Source organism: Polaribacter sp. (assembly GCF_051251875.1).
Classification (GTDB): domain Bacteria; phylum Bacteroidota; class Bacteroidia; order Flavobacteriales; family Flavobacteriaceae; genus Polaribacter.
In genome coordinates this window covers 34,044-52,946 of sequence record NZ_JBPOGL010000005.1, presented here as the reverse complement: position 1 = coordinate 52,946, position 18,903 = coordinate 34,044, and the positions used below count along the sequence as shown (strand labels likewise).

Genomic DNA, 18,903 nt, shown 5'->3' with positions numbered 1-18,903 from the left:
CAATTTTTTGAAACAGAAACGTAGCATCTTATTTCTTTGTGGTTGGTATCCTTCTAGGGTTTTGCCAAACAATGGCGATTTTGTGCAACGGCATGCAGAAACGGTTTCAAAAAAACATGCCGTAACGGTTTTACATATTATTTCTGACAAAAATTGCGTAGAAAATATAGCACTTATTTCTAAAGAAATTAATGGCATACCAACACATATTGCTTATATAAAAAAAACAAAGAATCCTTTTAAAAAAGGATTTCTATTCCTTAGTGCTTTTAAAAAACTACTTCAAAAAACAACAGCTTTTGATGTTGTACATGTGCATGAAGTGTTTCCGATGGGTGTTTTTAGCCTGTACTTAAAATGGTTCAAAAAAAAACAATTTATTATTTCTGAACATTGGACAGACTACAAATATCCGCTGTCAAAAAAAATAGGTTTCATTCACAAATTCCTTTCTAAAATTATAGTTAAAAATGCCACTTTTGTTTGTCCGGTAACTACAGATTTACAAAACTCCATGCAAATATTTGGTCTAAAAGGCAGGTATAAAATAGTTGAAAATGTGGTTGATACTCAAAAATTTTTCCCAATTACAACTAACAATGATGTTTATTCTATAGTTCATATTTCTAATATGAATGACCAACATAAAAATATATCAGGTATATTACATGTAATAGCTAAATTGCAAAAACAACAAACTAGTTTTAACCTGAAAGTGATTGGCGAAAATTCTATGCAATATAAAAATCTTGCTAAAGAGCTTTCTATTGATAAAAATTGTGTTTCATTTATAGACCAGATTCCGCATACAGAAGTAGTAACTCATTTACAAAATGCAGATCTATTTGTATTGTTTAGTAATTTTGAAAATTTACCTTGTGTAATTTTAGAATCTTTTGCTTGTGGAACACCCGTTATAGCTACAGATGTTGGAGGTATTAGCGAATGTTTTCCAGATAATTTTGGACGACTAATTAACGCAAAAGATGAAGACAAATTATTAGAAGAAATTCTTAATTTTAAACAACGTAAATACACTATTGCCAATAAAAAAGAAATGTACAACTACATACAAAAAAACTTTAGCGAAGAAGCAATTTGCAATAAATTTACAGTATTATACTCAAAATCTATAACCAATTAGTTTATGTGCGGCATTGCAGGAATTATTAATTTACACCAACCTTTACAAAATTCTGAAAGTCTTTTAGCCATGACCAAAAGTTTAATACATAGAGGTCCGGATGATGAAGGTTACTTCCTATTTTCTGATGCAGCAAAAACATATTTTGGTGAAGATTCTTTAGCTAAAAACACACAACATATTTGTACAACTTTTCAACAACCCGTTAAGGTTGGTTTTGGTTTTAGACAACTAAAAATAATAGATTTATCGCACAAAAGTTTCCAACCAATGACCGATATTTCTAAAAAATATTGGATTGTTTTTAATGGTGAACTCTATAATTACAAAGAAATAAAACATCAATTAATAGGTTTAGGCCATCACTTCTATTCTGATTCTGATACGGAAGTAGTTTTAAATTCTTATAAAGAATGGGGCGAAAAAGCATTGAATAAATTTAACGGAATGTTTGCTTTTGCTATTTTTGATATACAAAAAAATACCATTTTTTGCGCAAGAGATAGAATTGGTATCAAACCTTTTTATTATCATAAAAACGAACATCATTTTATTTTTGGAAGCAATGTACAATCCATTATAAACTCAAAATTATATACGCCTGAAGTTGATTGGGAAGGGCTTTGGCAAAATTTTAGATTTTCTACAGCACAAAGACCCAATACCGTTTATCAAGATATTATTGGGTTAGAACCTGGACATTACTTAACATTAGATTTAAATGATAATTCCTTTAATAAAGTACAATATTGGGAAATACCCACAAATACCCAAGATTTTTCATTAACAGAAAAACAGAGTCATAATTTAATTGAAGAAAGTTTATACAATGCAGTAAATTATCGCTTAATTTCTGATGTAGAAGTGGGTTCTTTTATGAGTGGCGGCATAGATTCTTCTTTAATTTCTGTGTTGGCATCAAAAAACAAACCCGATATTAAAATTCTTACCTTAGGTTTTAAAGAGTTTAAAGAATTAGACGAAGTGCAACAGGCAACTAATACAGCTAAAAAACACCATCTAAATCATATCATTCATTATACTGGGATTGCAGAAAATTTAAAAAACATAGCACCTTCTTTACAAGCTTATGAAGAACCTTATGCGCAATTATCTGCAAATTTAATTCTAGCCAAAATGGCTTCTCAAAATAAAACTACAGTAGTTTTAAGTGGTTTAGGTGGCGATGAACTTTTTGGCGGGTATGATGTGTATCAAAAAATATCTTTGTGGAAAAAATTACAAAAAAATAAAAAAATAGTACAAAAATTACCTGGAATTCATCACAAGATAAAGAAAGGAAAACTTTTGGCTAATTGTAAAACTTTAGGTGAGTATTATTCGCATTATCACACAAATTATTATGATTCGGAAATTGATGCTTTATTTACAGACCGTACATTTAATACAACCAACACTTTAGAAACATTATATTCTAATAATAAAAAATTTACAGATTCTTTTGAAGCAATGAGTTTTTACAACTTAAAATCTTATATTGGTAATCATCAAATGAGAGCCATAGATGTTACAACAATGGCGTATTCTATAGAAGGAAGACTTCCTTTTTTAGATCATAATTTTATTGAAGCCGCCTTTAGAATACCAACAAAATATAAGTATAAAAATAAAACTCAAAAGTATATTTTAAAAGAAATTGCTAAAAAGTACTTGCCAAAAGACACCTTAGAAATGCCTAAAAAAGGTTTGACTTTACCCTTAAAACAGTGGGTACATTCAGATTTAAAAAAGTTTATTTTTGAGACACTTCTTAGCTTAAAACAACGAAAGGAATTTGATACAAAAACAATAGAAAAAATTGTAAACTCTAAAAAAGAAGCTCAGATTTGGCAATTGGTTTCTACCGAATTATGGATGCAAAAATTTATTGATTAATTGTGAACCTACTAATAAATTATATAAAAGGCTTTTTAAGCAGGTCTGGCAGTTATGTTATTTCTGCTACTATTTTAGCCAGAGTTTTTTCTTTTATTGCTTCGTGGTTAGCCCTAAAATTTATTGAAAATGATGAATTAGGCGTGGTATTATTTGCTTACAATATTGTTATTTTTTTATTGCCCATAAGTGGTTTTGGACTGAATCAAAGTTTAATAAGATATGGCGCGCTTTTAAAAACAGAAGAAGAAAAAAACAGCTTGTTTCTCTATGTTTTAAAAAAAGGTGTGTTGGCTTCTTTGCTTTTAGTATTTCTACTAATTATAGGAAGTTTCTTTATCACGTTTAAATTTGAAAACACGCAAGTATACCTTATTATCTTATCATTTTTAATAATTCCCACATTTGTCTTTGAAATAATTAGAGCTCAATTTAGATTGCAACACAACAATAAATCTTTTGCCTACACAGAATTTATTCATAGCATTATTTTACTGATTAGCATCTTACTTTTAAGTTATTTTTTTAAAGAAATGGGCTATGCTATTGCACTTTTAGTAACTCCTTTAGCAACATCAATTTTATTTATAAATAAATTAAACATCAATTTTAAATCTACCATTAAAACAACAATTGCAACTTTTTCTTTTTGGAAATATGGCTTTTTTGCAAGTTTATCTAACGTAGTAACCCAGCTGCTTTTTGTAATTGATATTTTATTAATAGGTTATTTGCTAGAAGACACAGAAATGATTACCAATTATAGATATATTTCTTTAATTCCGTTTAGTCTTTTGTTTTTACCCAGAGTTTTTATTGCCACCGATTTTGTAACGTTTACCGAAAAAATTTATGATAAAAATTATATTGTAAATTATATAAAAAGTTATGTGCTTTTCTTTGTTTTTGCTAGTGTTTTTTTAGTACTGTTTTGTTGGTTGTTTTCAGGTACAATCTTAGGGTTATTAGATAAAAGCTTTATTCAATTTACAGAAACTTTTTTAATACTTATGTTTGGTATTACAGGCATTTACATTTTAAGAGGTTTGTTTGGCAACCTATTATCATCCATCGGCAAAGCCAATACCAACTATTATATTGCAAGTTTTGGTTTGCTTTTAAATATTATTAGCAATTACTATTTAATACCTAAATATGGCATAAAAGGCGCTGCAATTACTTCTGCACTTTTAATGTGGCTTACAGGTATTTTATCTGCTGTTTTATTTTGGTATTTGTATAAAAAACTACTTCTTAAAAAATTGTAATATAAAAGGTAAATTATTGTATTTAAGTTGATAATACTGCTTTGTTTTTGCCCCAAAACTTTTATAGTAATTGGCAATAGATTTCATTGAAGAACCTCCAAAATTATAAATACAAAAAGAAGATTGATACTTATAAATTGCTCTGTCATTAAAAAAAGTATGTGCGCCATTTTTTCTATTTTTTACATCTGAAGCGCATACTAATTGTGTTACTTCATTTTTGTGTTTTAAGAAAAATGCTGCGGCAACCAACTTATTGTCTACATCATAAATAGTAAGCAACTCTCCTACTCTTTTTTGCAAACAACAATTCATTAATTCTAATAAATTAATATAATCTTTCTCTGAGATATTTTTTACTCTACTAGCAATATTTGTTTTAAAAAGGGAAATTAATTTTTCTGGTTTATCATTCCAATTTTCAGTTAAATCACTTTTAACAGCCTTGGTAAGTTCTCGCTTTCTATTTCTGTTATAACTTTTAAAAACTGCATCATAACCAACGGTTAAAGATAAATACTGAAATTGTTTTGATAAAAAATAGTCGCTATTTTCTTTACAATTACTGGTATTTAATCTTGTTTCTATAAAACGATATTTTTTAAATAAAACATCTAAAAAAGGTGCGATTTTTTGATTTTCATCCAAAGAAAAAAGCCCCAACTCTAGTAACCAAAGAGGTGGATAACCATATTTTATTCCATATTTTTTACGCCAAGGAATTGGCATTACCGCTTTATAATTGTCTAAAACTAAAACATCCCAATGATCTGTAACAATATCTAAATACCAAGAGAATGCAAAAATGCGACTTTGTACTGCGTTCTCTATACAAGTATTGTATTTATCTATGTTTAAATCTTTTCTTTTTACAATTTTAATCATCTTAAGACAATGCTATTTTTACGGTAGATTCATACAAACGTTTCCAACCTTTCCATCGTAAATAATCGCTTAACGTTTCGTTATGAAACAAGGTAATAAAAGTTCCATTTACGGCTTTTACTTCGTTTTTCAAGTCTCTAATTCGCCCCATAGATTGTTTGGGTGTTAACTTCATATAATCATTTAACGTTGTATCCATTACTGCAAATGGGAATATTTTAAGCGGAGTTTGAATTTCAAAATCTAAGTCGTAAAAATAAAACGGCGTACAAGTACCTGCTCTAAAACCCACGTTGCTTGCATAGCCCATAGAATAATCTTCTAAAATTTCTAAATCTATTAAATGCTGATATGTTTCTGGCAAATTAAAGCGCAAGTAATGTTGTCTAGAACGAGTTGTTGGCATGTTTGTAATTTCTTGTAATCGTTCTTTTTCTTTTTTTAGAAGCACCATATTGTGCATGGTAAAATAAGATGGATGTAATCCTACAAGTGCGTAATCTACCATTTCTTTAATAAGCAGTCTATATTTGGTTTTAGATGCAGAAATATTGGTATCAAAAGTGGTATAATCTCCAACTAAAAAGAAAAAAATAGTTTTAATTTTATTTTCTTTATTAATATCAATAATTCTCCGAAACGTATCAAAAGGATCTTTTTTAATTCTTAAAACTACAGCCATTCTGTCCCAAACATTAAAGATTCTTAATTTAAAAAGATCTGTGAAAAATCCGCCAACACTTCTAATTAAGTTTTTATATTTATAAGCATACGCATTGTCTATATCTATTGTAGAAATAAACTCATACTTCCTGTCCTTGTAGTTATATTCTGGAAATTTTTCTTTTAAAGCCTCTAAAAATTTATAGGCCCAAATATCTACCACTGGTTTTTCTAAAAAATGGTGTTTAAATGCCAAACTTTGATCAGCTGTAAATCGGCCATGAATATCTTTTACATGTGGTAAATATTCTTCGTATCTCGAAATTAAATAGAAACTTGCTGCAAAAATATCAAAAGGAATAACAGATTTTGGCCCTGTTTTAAAAAAGCACGGAATTTCATCCCATTTTTGGATAGAAATTTCCATATCATTCACACCTTGTTCAAATAATAAATTATTACATTTTATAAAAAACTCATTTCCTAAGGGTGTTTTTGTGTAGCTTATTTTTGGTCCATTAAAGGCAACAAACTCTTCTACTTTAGAAGTAAAATTAACAGGAATAAGTAATGTTCTTGTTACAATATGTTTAAATATATAACGTATTCTGGGCGTTATTTTATGTGTGTAGACTAATATCATGTTTTATTTAGTTGGCAGTATTTGGTATTCAGTGAACTACAAACTGAAAACGATCTTCATAAGTTTTAGGACTATAATTGCCCTTCATCTGCAAAGCTAAAATACGCTTTCTTAACTAAAAAAAATAGCACTAAAATATTTTAAAGTATAATATTATAGTTTCCGTTTTTGTATTATACATTTATTTCCAATAATTATTGTTTCATATTTGTTTTTTCATTTTAGCCTAACAAATTTAGCCTATTTTATTAACTTGAAAAGATTGGGTGTTTTTTATTCCAAACAGAATAATTTGATTAACAATTAAACCATTGTTTGGTTTACAGTTAGGGGGTAATGTTGTGTTGAGTAAATGCGATATTTCTTCCTTTGTAATTAAGCCAAAAGGAATTCTTGAACCAATTTTTAAGACTAAACTAATTAAATTTATCATAGTATCAGTTGCGTTAATTATTTTAGAAGGCAAATTATTTTTTGGTAGTTGAGTGCTTAAATTATCACCTTCTACTTTAATTAAACGCCACATATTTTGTTCACTTTTTTGAAGTTGTGTTTCAAATTTATTGTATGTTATTATTTCATCTGAAAAATAAAAAAATTGAATATTTTGATTCGTTTTACTTACAAACTCAACCCCCAAATTAAATCCTCCATTCTTGGTAAAATAATCAATAAATGTATTGCACAATTCCAATACTAAATTTTGATTTTCATCATCTATTTCAATAGATTTTAAAGCTGTTCTATTATAATATTTCTTGCAACCAACCCCAATAATAACCTTGGCATTTTCTACTTTTGTTGCACCAATCAAGCGTTCTCTAGATAATGGTGTAAACTTTGTAAAATCTGTATATTCAAAAAATAACTTCCCTTGAATTTCTTCTTGAAAAAAACTAACATCTTGTACCTTGTTGAACATTTTATTTTCTAGACTTCCTCTAAACTCTAGTCTACCTTTTTCTTTAATATAAATCTGTTCAAAAGTTACAGATGATATAATTGGTAAGGGTTCGTTATAATTAAATTGAGTGTTGTGAAAAACGAGTACTTTATGTATTATTATTTTTTTAAAATCTACTACCGAATTAAATTCGGAGAGTTCAAACGTTGTGTAATTTTTAAAATGAATATTTTTAAAAGAAACTCCTTGATTAATTGATTTGTCAAGATTTGTTTTAATGTTTTGAAAAAAGGAGTTTGAGTTAAAAATAGAATTTGAAATAGAAAACCCGCCGTTAAAAAGGGTATTCAACATAAAAAAGTCATTAAAATTACTTTTATCTATAATTATTTTTGATTTGAAACAAGTATTTTTAAACACCACATCATTGATAATCAAATTATTAAAATAAACCGATTTTTTGAATATTACAGAAGTAAAATCTATATTTTTGAATAATGAAGACTCTAAAGTTAAGACTCCATTAAATTGCGAATGATTGAACTTTATATTTTTTTTAAACTCTCTATTATTAAATAGATTGCCAATGTCTGTTGTAAATATAATGTCTTCAAGAAAAATATTTTTTTGCAAAGAATCTTCTTCAAAATAACAAATTATTTTTTCTAAGTGAGTTCTAAATTTATTTTCATTTTTCCAAGTTTCATTTTTGCTATGAAAAATACAAAACCCATTTTCATCAATTAGTATTTTATCTATTAAATAATCTATTTTTGAGAAATAACAATCTACTTGTTTTTCTTCAACCTCTTTTTTAAATACACACATTTTAATCTATAGATTTTTTTTTCTTTTTACAGTTGCATCCTTTACTTATTATCCTTTTCCACTTTTTGCTTATTTCCAATTCCTAAAAAATTAAACTGCCTCACTGTACCTTTAACTATGTTGATTAATGAAGAATTAAATGCACTTAATATATTCACTTGATTAGTCTTAATGTAGGCTTTATTTTGAGTGTCGTTTTTATTATTTGGTGTTTTTTGGTTAAGTTTACTCTGTTTATGTTCAATTAAATCATTAAACTTTTTTACATTTTCTTGAACATCATTATCTTTTATATATATTGAAAACGGTCTATACTTAAAATCTATAAGCCATGCTACAAAATTATATGCCTCCTCTTTATTAAGTTTTTTTGTTTTATTATTCAAATAATTAAGAACCGATTTGAATGTATCTGAATCTTTATCTGTAATTTCTTTAATTAAGTTTTCTTCACTTATAATTTTAAAATAATTTTTAACAATTATTTTATCACATTCTTTAAGATTTTCATTTAACAAAAACAAACACCTACTTTTTATTGAAGAAGTAGTAAGATCTGGTAGAATTCTGTTTTTTACGTTAAAAAAATACTCTTTTATTTCTTTATTATAACTCTCTTTATTTTTCATTTTCGCTTTCATTTAGAACAATTACAATTAGTCTTTAGTGAATTTAAAAGAACCTAAAGGAATTTAAAAGAATCTTAAACATAGCACTTGTTTATTCACTTTTCTTTATACCAGAAATATTTCTGAAACTAGTTTCTGTTTTTAGTTGCAACTAAAAACAAATGTACAAAAACAAGTGAAAACGGTACAACTTCACTTTTTTAAAATTAGAGAGCGGTTGGTAGTAAGGAAGTAATTACAAGCCTCTCTCTTTTTAGCACTTCCAAATAATTAAATACCTGAAAGGTAAAAATTGATTTTCAAAAAAAAATCGAAAGGAAATCTATTGTCTAAAAATTTAAACACAAATAGTATGAAAATTATTAAATATGTATTCGCAATAATGTTATTAAGCAGTTCTTTTATTTCTTGCACAGATATTGATGAGTCTTTAAATGAATCTATAGAACTACAATCTACAACTGGGGAAGATATGGATGATCGTGGAGAACCTGATGAAGATTAGTTTTCTTAAAAAAACCTCACAATACGTGGGGTTTTAATTTTTAATAAAAAAATTGATTGTATATCCGTAAACACTAATAATTAAATATTAGTGCTTATCTTTATGAAAATCTGAGTTATGAATATTTTTAGTTTTACAGCAGAATTTGACAGTGAAGAATCTTGTCGCAACCACTTTAAATCAAAGCGAGATAAAATAGGAGTTTCTTGTAAAAAGTGTTCTCACAAAGAACATTATTGGATAAAAAGCCAATGGAGTTATGAATGTAAAAAGTGTAGAAGTCGTACATCTTTGAGGAGCGGTACAATAATGCAGAGTTCTAATCTTTCATTTATGATTTGGTACAAAACAATGTTTTTATTAACAGCAACTAAGAAAGGTTTTTCCTCAAAAGAGATTCAACGTCAATTAGGTTTAAAACGTTACGAGCCAGTTTGGGCAATGGTTCATAAATTGCGTAAAGCAATGGGAAATAGAGATGACCGCTATACCTTAGAAGGAATGATAGAAATGGATGAAGGTTATTTTACAGTAGAAGCATCTGAACAAGAGCATAGTACACAAAAAGCTGGTCGTGGTAGTAAAACAAAATCCAATGTTATGGTTATGGCTGAAAGTACAGTTCTTGAAGATATTGAAACAGGTAAAGTAGAGAGACAATGCCGCTATTTTAAAGCTAAGGTTTTAGAAAACCATCAAGCTGATGGAACAGATACAGCTTTACACCAAGCTATAGACAGTGAGAAAACAATTGTATTTACTGATAAAAGTACTTCTTATATTAATATTGCAGATTATGTAGAGTTGCATATAAGTGAAAAATCAAGTGAAACAACAACAAAGGAAACCTTAAAATGGGTACATATTACAATCAGTAATGCAAAACGAAATTTTGTAGGTACTTATCATAAAATCAAAAAGAAATATCTTCAATTGTACTTGAACGAATTTATATATAAGTTGAATCGAAGATACTTTGGTGAAAAAATATTTGATAGGTTAGTAATTGCAAATATTACAGGCTATGTCTAATTACGGATATACAGAAAAAATTGTGATTAATTATGGTTTTTTGTAAAAATTTTGAGAAGAATTAAAAAAAGAAAAAACCTATATTTATGCCTATGAAAAAGGCCTACAAAACTATTATATTTATTTTTATATTCTTTTTATTACTTTCTTGTATTTCCAATCAACTTAAAAACGAGAATAAAGAGTTAAAAGCCAAAAACTTTAATGATGTAAAAACTCTATATCTAAAATATAAAAAAGAAAAAAACGATTCTTTATATAGTGAATCTCTTTTAAATTTAGTGCGTTTTTCTTACAAAGAAAAAAGATGGCAGCAATTTCATCAATACCGTTTAGAACATTTAAGTTCTAAAACTCTAAAGAACTTTACAAAAACGAATGCAAAAATTTCCGACTATAGTGGTTTCTATTTTTGGGACATAAATAAATTAGACAGTGCTTATGCTTATTACTATAAAGCTTTTAAAATTTATAATGAATTAAACGACTCTTTAAAAGCGAGTAAAGTACTTTTAAATATAGCTATTATTCAAAAAAATATTTTTAATTTTAATGAAAGTGAAACTACTTCTTTTAAAACTTTAACTTATTTAAAAAATTCTAATAAAAAACAAAGAGTTGCTTCCATTTACAACAATTTAGGAGTTACCTATAAAGGTTTAGATGATTTTAAAAACTCCCTAAAGTACCATACAAAAGCTTATAATATAAGAAAAAAACTTAAAAACGGGTTACTTGAAATACATTCTTTAAACAATATAGGCAATGTGTATAAAGAGCAAAAAGAGTATAAAAAAGCTATTATAAACTATGAAACTGCTTTGAGTTTTGATAGTATTTTACAAGTAAACATTGAAACAAAAGCAATATTATTAGATAACTATGCTTTTGCCTTATTTTTGAACAAAGAAACCACTAAAATCCCGAAACTTTTTTTTGAGGCTTTAAAAATTAGAGATTCTATACAAAATATACCTGGTCAGATTGTAAGCAATATTCATTTAGGTATTTATTACAAAAGTTTAGGTGAAAAAGAAACTGCATTAAAATATTTAGAAACTGCAAAAAATCTTTCTAAGTCTATAAATTATAAAAAAGACGAGTTAGAAGCTATGGAGTTGTTATTAGATGTGTACCCTCCAAAACAGGCTTTAGAAACTGCTAAACAGATTTTATTGACAAGAGACAGCCTAAAAAAAGTAGAACGCAAAATAAACGAAAGTATTTCAAGAATTCAATATGAAACTTCTGAAAAAGAAAAAACAATATTAGTGCAAGAGAAAAAAATTCAAAATGAAGTTTTAGCAAATAACAAGAAAAAAATAGTAATTCTTGTTTTTGTAATTCTCTTTATTTCTATTCTTTTGATACTTCTATATCTATGGTTTTTAAACTACAAACAAAAGCAACAATTTAAAAACGGTTTTACCCAATATTTAAAAAACAAATATTCCTTAACAACAACAAATTTAGAATTTTGGGAAAATCTTATTATGGGTTTTACACAAGATGAATTGGCAGATAAATTGTGTATTTCTATTAACGGTATAAAATCTAGAAGAAAAGCATTGTTTGCTAAAATTAAAACAACAAATAACAACAATGGTTCTCTTGATAAAGCAAAAGCCATCTTACTCTATAAAAAAGAGGCAGAATTATTCAAAAAAAATACTTCAAAATAGAAAGAGGTTACGCCTGTAACTTTCTCTGAAATATTCTGTACTAAATTTTTAAATTACAAAACTTGTTTACAGTAGCACCCCTAGGGGTGAAATTGAATATACCTCTAAAATTAAGCGTTTAGAGAATTGTTGCCGTTATAAAAAGTTGCTATTATTGGAGTGCTAAAAAGTTTGTTTCTGTATTGAAATGTAAATTAAAGAACAATTTAACTATAAAAAACCATAAAATTATAAGCTACAAAGTTGTACCATTTAATCAAACAAAAAACATTAATCAAGAACTACAAAACATTTTAGACTCAAATGCATCTGAAGAGTGGGAATATATAAACCATAATTACCAGCATTATTTACGCCCCGGAAAAAGCGGTTGTTTTGGTTTAGGTTCAAGACCAGATGAAATTTGGCATGTTGGTCATGTAGTTTTCAAAAAGAAATAATAATAACACATGAAATATTTTCTAATATTTATTATAAAAATATACTGGAAAACTATACCTGTAAGCAAAAGAAATAAGTGCTTATTTAAAGAATCTTGCTCAAATTATGTGTTTAAAATTACTAAAAAAGAAGGTTTTATTAAAGGTTTTAAAGCTTTAATTAAAAGAATAAATAATTGCAAGCCTGGGTACAATATTATAGATATAGAAAGCCAAACTTATATAATTACCGCAAATAATGAAATGTATCAAATTGCAGAAATGCGGAGTGATATTTTAGATTAAACACAAACGATAAAAATAATATGCCATATTCTAGAAATACTTTTTTTAAACCAAGCGATAAGTATAAAAATGCTTGGTCATTGACACCACAAGGCAGGTCTCTTTCAGTATCAGGTTATTCTACGGGTTCATTGTACGCTACATTATCATCCTCAATACCAATTTTTTATGTACTAATGTTTTTAGCCATTGCATTTGACATTTATTTAGGTTTTTCTGTTTTAGCAAAATCTGGTGTAAACATTATGCTTATTGTTGGAGCAATTTTGTTTGATTTCTTTTTTGCCGTTGCACCTGTACTACTTAGTCCGTTTTCTAAAATATTTAATCATACTTATATTAATAACAAAATTTTTAAAGGTGAATTAGAAATGATGACTAAAAGAAAAGAAAACAATGATGCGCATCATAAAGACAGAATTTACCTTGAATTAAAATCTTATAGGAATAAAAAAATAGTATCAAAATTAATAAGTTTAATTTTTGCTGTTCTAATTTTTGCAATTGCTGGATGGAAGATTTTTACTTACTATAGCGTTCTTCCTCCAGGGTTTAGTATTTTTAGTATGGTAAATGGAAAAATAGTAATCATTTTTTCTTTTTTATGTGCTGTTTTTCATCTTATTGGGTCAGAAAAAGCGTTAGCTCATTTTAATTTTTGGCTAATAAAAAATAAAGAATATAATAACTACATAAGAAAAACAGATATTGTAAAGCCCGAAAAAACAATAATTCCATTAGATTTTGAAGCAAATTTTAAAATAGCTAATAGTGGTAATACTGAATTAATTATAAATGAAAAAGGTGAAGCAGAATTAGCGTTTATTCACATCATTTGGGATGATGAAATAAAAGAACTTATAGAACATCAGACAGATCAAAACGCAATGAGAGCAATTGCTATAAAATCCAAAGAAAATCAATTACAATAATGAGAAAAACAATACAATTTTTATCTATCGGACTAATTATATTTACCTTTCTTTCATGTGGTAATGAAACAGTTTCAGTACCAATTACTTTTGTTTTTGATAAACCATTAGAAGAAGGCAAATACCCAGATTATTTTAAAGAAATAGTAACCCCTTTTTCCGCAAATAATTGTGAATTTGATTATTTAATGAAGCCTATTAATGTTGCACGGTTAGATATTAAAAAAACACCTGTAGAAACCAATGCTTGGTATTTTGAACAAATGGGAGATAATACAGTTGAGTTTAGTAAAAACTGGCTTTCACAATTCTACAAAGACAGTATTGTTGATAAACATTTAACATTACCAGCAAAACGAGTAGTAAGTAAAAAAACAATAGATTCTTACCTAAAAAAAGAAGAAGTATTAACACTAATATATTCAGAATATTCTGACGGTGAAACCTATAGCGAACACACTATTTTTACTAGTGCAAAAGAAATAAGCGAGCAAATTAAAGAAAGCATCTGCGGAAATAATTATAAGGAAATAATTGTACTTGTTAACCCTTCTATTTTAAGCACCACACATGCTGAATTACTTCCTGAAGATGAAACTATTACCACACCTACACAAAACCCCTGCAACCAAAAAACAACCTCAAAAGCATTAGAACTAAAAGACGATCTTTTAAAAATAATTGACACAAAAAAAAGCGCCAAAGAAAGAGATTTTATTGCTAAGGAAGTGTGGGCAAAATATTTCGATAAAAATGCTTCTGTAAAAATGTATGTAAACTTAAATGATAAATACCCAGACAAATGGGAAAGTGGCGATGGAAAAAATTATTTAGTAGACAGATTAGCATATATGAGTTCTATTATAGATATAAATATAACCCGTGTAGAATTCCATAGAGACACCAATAAAATATCTAGCATTACTACAGTTGAGTGTCATAATGCTAGCGAAATTCAGTAAATAATGAGAAAAAATACATTCATTTTCATTTTTTGTTTCTTGTCTTTTAACTCTTTCAGTCAAAAATTAGAACTAACAAAAGAAGATAAAGAAGAGTTTAAAAGAAGAACCGTTAGAATGATTGAATTATTTAAAGAATCTCTTAAAATAATTCCCACTTTTAATGCAGAACCTTTATTAAAGGACAAAGCAATTAGCAACGTATTAAGAATGTTTGTTAAAAATGCTAAAATTGAAATAGCAATTGCAAGTCAGCCCAAAAAACCTATTTCTAAAAAAATAGGAACGTATTTACATAGTTTAACAAATTATGAAGCAAAAAGAGAATTAGTACACATAGATATTATCGATTTTACAGTGGAGGATATTAAACCTCACCCAACACAACTTGGTAGTTATTCTATGAAATATACATTTGTACAACGTTTCTATAAAAAAAAGAACTATATAAATACTTCAATTCCTGGAGAAGAAAAATTAGAAACTATAGAATGGGATTATGTGGATGACACAACCAAATCTGGCGAAGCTATTGTAAAAAAAGTATCTACCAGAAATGGAACAAAGTGGATGATGTTATTGGGAGATATAAAAGTTAATGACATAAAGGTATTAACAAAATGAAACAACTAATTCTTATTTTATTTATTGTTGTATCAAAGCCAATTATAGCCAACAATAATGCAAGTTTATCAAGTAATGTCAATGAAAATTTAATTTTTTCATTAGCAAGTAATTATATAACACTTTTACAGCATACAATTAATGAAAAAAATGAGAGTTATTCTGGAAAACTTCAAGAACATTTTTATGACCCTTTAGTTTCTGAACATATTTATGATTTAAATGATCCAAAATTTTCAAATTTAAAAATGGATCAAGTTTGGAGTTATTTTTCTTATGCAAAAAATGCTAATAATATTGAGAAAATAGATATTGATTTTGAATCTATTAAAATTTATGATTGTACATATTACAATCCAAAAACTTCAACAAACTATAGTTATGTTAAAGTAACAAAGGATTTTTATTATAAAAATTCCTCAAGAAAAAGCTCTGTTAATCATTTGCTAGAAATTAATATTAACAATCCTTCTTCATATAAAATTACCAATGTTTATGAACTTAATGATACGAATGAAGACCTTTATGTAAATAAATGTTTAAAAATTAATACAAATGCAGCACAACTTAAAAAGCTTGCAATAAGAAACGATAAACTTTATAAAGAAGTTGTAGCATTATATGCCCAAAAAGAATATTTAGAAGCTTTACAGTTAATAGAAGATATTTTAAATGTAAACAATCAATATACCCAAGCAATAGATGGTAAACAAGCTATTTTAGATTTAGTAGATTATTCTTATTTAGAAGAAAAAACACAAGCCGTTCTTGCCAAAGACGACTTTATAAGTGCTTCAAAAATAGTAGCGATTAGCAAAAAAAACTCTATTGGCAGCATTAGTGAAATTAATAAATTAGAATCTTTAATATTTAAAGCAAAAGAAAAGAAGAAACAAGAAATAGAATTTAAAGAAGCAGAGAACTATTTTAACCTAGAAATGTACGCAAATGCTTTAAAAATTTATACTTCATTAGAAATAAAAGGGTTTCAAAATACTTTATTGGCAGCAAGAATTTATACATGTAAAGAGGCAGACCCTAATCTTATCAAAAAAAGAATAACTTCTGCATACAACAATGCAGTTTCATCAGACCAACACTACAAAAACACTTTTAAAACCTATTATAAATATGAAAATAGCGGTTATTTAAAAGGAAGTAATTACAGGTTTATGTGTTTAATGATGATTGGTAAAGGAAATAAATCTTTATTAAGAAAAATGAACATCTCTAAAAACCAAGCAAAGAATATGGCTATCAACTATTTTTTTAAAGCAAAAAAATATGGTATGGATATGAGAGATATAGAGTTTATAGTATTTACAAAAAACTTTAACAAACAACGAAAAAAATAACCAATGAAAAAAAGTGTATTATTATTTGTTTTAGGGCTAACAAGCATAACCGTTTTAGGACAAGATATTGCTGTAAAAAAGAAATTTTTTACTACTGAAAACTTTAGACTAGGTGCCGTCTTAGGTGCTGACTTATCTTGGGCTGGAGATAATGGAAAAACAGCGTTAATAAGTCAAAAAGGTACAATTGAAGAAGAAAACATCTTATATTCTAAAACACCAAACACCAGTTATTTTTTAGGTTTTGATGCGTATTCGCCAACTTCAACTTTAGGTTTTATGGCTGGTGTAAGCATTAACTTACAAGAATATTCAATAAAAAATAAAAATTTACAAGTAACAGATTCTATAAAAACAACCAATATAGAAATTCCTGTGTATGCAAAATTAAGAATGGGTAATGTTATAAAAGGTGGGCAATTTTGGTTGGCACTTGGTGGTGGTTATAGTTTAACTACTCAAGCAACTGCAACCAGAGTTACTAATTCTAACAGTATTACTAAATATGATGTTAAAAATTCTTTTCAATCAAATTTATTTATTTCTAGTATCGTTGGTTATGAATTCTCGCTTGATAGTAAAAGTAAGGATTTTTTAAATAGAGATTCTTTTAGAATTCTTTTATACGCTAAAGGAAATTACGATTTAGGGAATAGACTAGATGAAACTACACTAAACAATAACGCTACATTAAACTCTTATACAGATCCTTCATTAAAGTTTTTAAGAGTTAGTTTAGGTCTTAAAATATTACTACGCTTATCTAAAGCGGGAGAAGTATTAACAAATGCTGCAAAACTTAAGTATCAATAGGTGGTATTCAAAATTGATAGAAAGAATAACTAATATATTCAAGAAACATTTTATTAACAAAGCAATAAGTTTCTCATCAAAAAATGGAGTCCAGAAACCATTAAAAACGGGGTGTCACCAAAAAACCTTACGAGTAGGAAAGCTAACCATTTAATTATGAAAATTAAAAATTTATTTATTTTAACTTTACTAACATTAGTATTAAGCAGCTGTTCTGCTAGACTAGTAGATTTTACTATAATTAGTTCTAAAAACCATTCCGTAAATTTTAACCTAGAAAATGGTGTAGTAACCAAAGGTAAAAGCATGGGGTTTTTAGCTTTAGGGACTAATATTAAAGATGCTATGGATAAAGCCTTAGAGAACGCGGGGCCTCAGTATGATGTACTTGTAAACGGTGTAGTTCGTTCTGAAAATTACTTTTTTTATGGTGGTTTTGAGGTAGAAGGTACAGCAGTAAATTCTAGAAAACTAATTGCAGAACTTGGTCAAGAAGGGTATAAAAACTGGCTTTCAGAACAAATTGTTTTCAATCCTATAAAAGAGATTGAAAAATCTAAACAAAATTAGTAAAAAGGAAAAGTAGTTTATAAAACCTCAAAGATGTAAAAATTTTTGAGGTTTTTACATCAAAAAGAAATTTTACAAAACCCCTTCATCTGCAAAGCTAAAATACGCTTTTTCGGTAATTATTAAATGATCTAGCAGTTTTATATCTAAGGTAATTCCTGCTTCTTTAATTTTTTGAGTAAGTTGTTTATCTGCATGGCTAGGTTGTAATTTTCCTGAAGGATGATTGTGACAAACAATTAATGCAACAGACGCCAATTCTAAAGCTCTCTTAAACAACAGTCTTACATCTACCACAGTAGCTGTTAACCCCCCTTTACTAATCTGACTTTTAGCTAAAACTTTGTTAGAATTGTTTAAAAATAACACCCAAAACTCTTCGTGTTCTAAATCGCCAATAACCGGTTGCATTACATTAAAACCATCTTTACTACTTGTAATTTTTGGTTTTTCTAAAGCAATTTCTAATTGACGTCTTTTGCCTAATTCTAAGGCGGTAATTATAGAAATTGCTTTTGCCTCTCCTATTCCTTTAAAAGTGCTTAATTTTTCTACAGACAATTTAGCAAGTTCATTAATATTGCCATCAACAGATTGTAAAATTCTTTTTGATAGCCCAACTGCACTTTCTTCTCTATTTCCAGAACCAATTAAAATGGCAATTAACTCAGCATCCGACAAGGCCTTTTTTCCTTTTGCTACTAATTTCTCTCTTGGCCTATCATCTAACGCCCAAGATTTTATAGTCAACTTTTCCATGTATCAATTTTTTATAAAAATACAAAAATGGAAATTAACGTTCTCTTACTTTATTAGCGAACTTACAGAAAGCCTTTTTTTACC

Annotated in this window: 19 protein-coding genes; 14 read left to right on the top strand and 5 right to left on the bottom strand. The window is 27.5% G+C overall.

All coding sequences use genetic code 11. The features are described from left to right. Positions 1–7 precede the first annotated feature (7 nt). The 3 genes from ACSHW5_RS03825 to ACSHW5_RS03815 are packed head-to-tail and all read left to right on the top strand — an operon-like array spanning position 8 to position 4,308. On the top strand, positions 8–1,144 hold the full coding sequence (locus ACSHW5_RS03825) for a glycosyltransferase family 4 protein (RefSeq protein WP_435674791.1): 1,137 nt from the start codon (positions 8–10) through the stop codon (positions 1,142–1,144). A gap of 3 nt (positions 1,145–1,147) precedes the next feature. Beyond that, positions 1,148–3,040, top strand: a complete 1,893-nt coding sequence (gene asnB, locus ACSHW5_RS03820) for an asparagine synthase (glutamine-hydrolyzing) (RefSeq protein WP_435674790.1) — start codon at positions 1,148–1,150, stop codon at positions 3,038–3,040. 2 nt (positions 3,041–3,042) lie between these two features. Next, positions 3,043–4,308, top strand: a complete 1,266-nt coding sequence (locus tag ACSHW5_RS03815) for an oligosaccharide flippase family protein (protein WP_435674789.1) — start codon at positions 3,043–3,045, stop codon at positions 4,306–4,308. Here the strand turns inward: ACSHW5_RS03815 and ACSHW5_RS03810 are convergent. The 4 genes from ACSHW5_RS03810 to ACSHW5_RS03795 form a co-directional block, all read right to left on the bottom strand. Next, entirely contained in the window at positions 4,288–5,193 is a 906-nt protein-coding gene (locus ACSHW5_RS03810; protein WP_435674788.1) for a hypothetical protein, read from the bottom strand. The genes ACSHW5_RS03815 and ACSHW5_RS03810 overlap by 21 nt on opposite strands. A 1-nt stretch (position 5,194) precedes the next feature. Beyond that, positions 5,195–6,499, bottom strand: a complete 1,305-nt coding sequence (locus ACSHW5_RS03805) for a polysaccharide deacetylase family protein (protein WP_435674787.1) — start codon at positions 6,497–6,499, stop codon at positions 5,195–5,197. Between the two features lie 235 nt (positions 6,500–6,734). Beyond that, the gene (locus tag ACSHW5_RS03800) at positions 6,735–8,231 is read right to left on the bottom strand and encodes a hypothetical protein (RefSeq protein ID WP_435674786.1); all 1,497 of its coding nucleotides are present in this window, start codon (positions 8,229–8,231) and stop codon (positions 6,735–6,737) included. Between the two features lie 41 nt (positions 8,232–8,272). Further along, positions 8,273–8,860 carry a hypothetical protein gene (locus ACSHW5_RS03795; RefSeq protein ID WP_435674785.1) on the bottom strand — a complete coding sequence of 196 codons (588 nt, stop codon included), beginning with the start codon at positions 8,858–8,860 and terminating at the stop codon, positions 8,273–8,275. 352 nt (positions 8,861–9,212) lie between these two features. Between ACSHW5_RS03795 and ACSHW5_RS03790 the strand changes: the two genes are divergently transcribed. The 11 genes from ACSHW5_RS03790 (at position 9,213) to ACSHW5_RS03740 (ending at position 18,060) form a co-directional block, all read left to right on the top strand. After that, positions 9,213–9,365, top strand: a complete 153-nt coding sequence (locus ACSHW5_RS03790) for a hypothetical protein (RefSeq protein ID WP_435674784.1) — start codon at positions 9,213–9,215, stop codon at positions 9,363–9,365. Between the two features lie 117 nt (positions 9,366–9,482). After that, positions 9,483–10,397, top strand: coding sequence for an IS1595 family transposase (locus ACSHW5_RS03785; protein WP_435674783.1), 915 nt, complete (start codon positions 9,483–9,485; stop codon positions 10,395–10,397). A gap of 92 nt (positions 10,398–10,489) precedes the next feature. Further along, positions 10,490–12,079: a tetratricopeptide repeat protein gene (locus ACSHW5_RS03780; protein ID WP_435674782.1), complete on the top strand. Its 1,590-nt coding sequence runs from the start codon at positions 10,490–10,492 to the stop codon at positions 12,077–12,079. A gap of 182 nt (positions 12,080–12,261) precedes the next feature. Then, complete coding sequence (locus tag ACSHW5_RS03775) at positions 12,262–12,519, top strand: hypothetical protein (RefSeq protein ID WP_435674781.1); 258 nt, start codon at positions 12,262–12,264, stop codon at positions 12,517–12,519. 9 nt (positions 12,520–12,528) lie between these two features. Beyond that, entirely contained in the window at positions 12,529–12,804 is a 276-nt protein-coding gene (yidD, locus tag ACSHW5_RS03770; RefSeq protein ID WP_435674780.1) for a membrane protein insertion efficiency factor YidD, read from the top strand. Between the two features lie 20 nt (positions 12,805–12,824). Further along, entirely contained in the window at positions 12,825–13,736 is a 912-nt protein-coding gene (locus ACSHW5_RS03765) for a hypothetical protein (RefSeq protein WP_435674779.1), read from the top strand. Beyond that, entirely contained in the window at positions 13,736–14,698 is a 963-nt protein-coding gene (locus tag ACSHW5_RS03760; RefSeq protein ID WP_435674778.1) for a hypothetical protein, read from the top strand. The genes ACSHW5_RS03765 and ACSHW5_RS03760 overlap by 1 nt, the downstream gene beginning before the upstream one ends. A 3-nt stretch (positions 14,699–14,701) precedes the next feature. Beyond that, positions 14,702–15,322 (top strand): hypothetical protein, encoded by a 621-nt coding sequence (locus ACSHW5_RS03755; protein ID WP_435674777.1) that lies wholly within the window; start codon positions 14,702–14,704, stop codon positions 15,320–15,322. After that, positions 15,319–16,677 (top strand): hypothetical protein, encoded by a 1,359-nt coding sequence (locus ACSHW5_RS03750; protein ID WP_435674776.1) that lies wholly within the window; start codon positions 15,319–15,321, stop codon positions 16,675–16,677. Before ACSHW5_RS03755 ends, ACSHW5_RS03750 begins: the two co-directional genes overlap by 4 nt. 3 nt (positions 16,678–16,680) lie before the next feature. Continuing rightward, complete coding sequence (locus ACSHW5_RS03745) at positions 16,681–17,490, top strand: hypothetical protein (RefSeq protein WP_435674775.1); 810 nt, start codon at positions 16,681–16,683, stop codon at positions 17,488–17,490. Positions 17,491–17,646: 156 nt separating this feature from the next. Next, a complete protein-coding gene (locus tag ACSHW5_RS03740; RefSeq protein WP_435674774.1) occupies positions 17,647–18,060 on the top strand; it encodes a hypothetical protein in 414 nt (137 codons plus the stop codon). A gap of 72 nt (positions 18,061–18,132) precedes the next feature. On the opposite strand, the gene radC is transcribed toward ACSHW5_RS03740, so the two are convergent. Next, on the bottom strand, positions 18,133–18,819 hold the full coding sequence (gene radC, locus ACSHW5_RS03735) for a RadC family protein (RefSeq protein ID WP_435674773.1): 687 nt from the start codon (positions 18,817–18,819) through the stop codon (positions 18,133–18,135). Positions 18,820–18,903: the final 84 nt, after the last annotated feature.

What these genes read in the sequence shown, in the direction of transcription:
- asnB (WP_435674790.1), top strand. Translation starts at nt 1,148, where the DNA reads ATGTGCGGCATTGCAGGAATTATTAATTTACACCAACCTTTACAAAAT.
- ACSHW5_RS03810 (WP_435674788.1), bottom strand. Translation starts at nt 5,193, where the DNA reads ATGATTAAAATTGTAAAAAGAAAAGATTTAAACATAGATAAATACAAT.
- ACSHW5_RS03805 (WP_435674787.1), bottom strand. Translation starts at nt 6,499, where the DNA reads ATGATATTAGTCTACACACATAAAATAACGCCCAGAATACGTTATATA.
- ACSHW5_RS03800 (WP_435674786.1), bottom strand. Translation starts at nt 8,231, where the DNA reads ATGTGTGTATTTAAAAAAGAGGTTGAAGAAAAACAAGTAGATTGTTAT.
- ACSHW5_RS03795 (WP_435674785.1), bottom strand. Translation starts at nt 8,860, where the DNA reads ATGAAAAATAAAGAGAGTTATAATAAAGAAATAAAAGAGTATTTTTTT.
- ACSHW5_RS03790 (WP_435674784.1), top strand. Translation starts at nt 9,213, where the DNA reads ATGAAAATTATTAAATATGTATTCGCAATAATGTTATTAAGCAGTTCT.
- ACSHW5_RS03785 (WP_435674783.1), top strand. Translation starts at nt 9,483, where the DNA reads ATGAATATTTTTAGTTTTACAGCAGAATTTGACAGTGAAGAATCTTGT.
- ACSHW5_RS03780 (WP_435674782.1), top strand. Translation starts at nt 10,490, where the DNA reads ATGAAAAAGGCCTACAAAACTATTATATTTATTTTTATATTCTTTTTA.
- yidD (WP_435674780.1), top strand. Translation starts at nt 12,529, where the DNA reads ATGAAATATTTTCTAATATTTATTATAAAAATATACTGGAAAACTATA.
- ACSHW5_RS03765 (WP_435674779.1), top strand. Translation starts at nt 12,825, where the DNA reads ATGCCATATTCTAGAAATACTTTTTTTAAACCAAGCGATAAGTATAAA.
- ACSHW5_RS03760 (WP_435674778.1), top strand. Translation starts at nt 13,736, where the DNA reads ATGAGAAAAACAATACAATTTTTATCTATCGGACTAATTATATTTACC.
- ACSHW5_RS03755 (WP_435674777.1), top strand. Translation starts at nt 14,702, where the DNA reads ATGAGAAAAAATACATTCATTTTCATTTTTTGTTTCTTGTCTTTTAAC.
- ACSHW5_RS03750 (WP_435674776.1), top strand. Translation starts at nt 15,319, where the DNA reads ATGAAACAACTAATTCTTATTTTATTTATTGTTGTATCAAAGCCAATT.
- ACSHW5_RS03745 (WP_435674775.1), top strand. Translation starts at nt 16,681, where the DNA reads ATGAAAAAAAGTGTATTATTATTTGTTTTAGGGCTAACAAGCATAACC.
- ACSHW5_RS03740 (WP_435674774.1), top strand. Translation starts at nt 17,647, where the DNA reads ATGAAAATTAAAAATTTATTTATTTTAACTTTACTAACATTAGTATTA.
- radC (WP_435674773.1), bottom strand. Translation starts at nt 18,819, where the DNA reads ATGGAAAAGTTGACTATAAAATCTTGGGCGTTAGATGATAGGCCAAGA.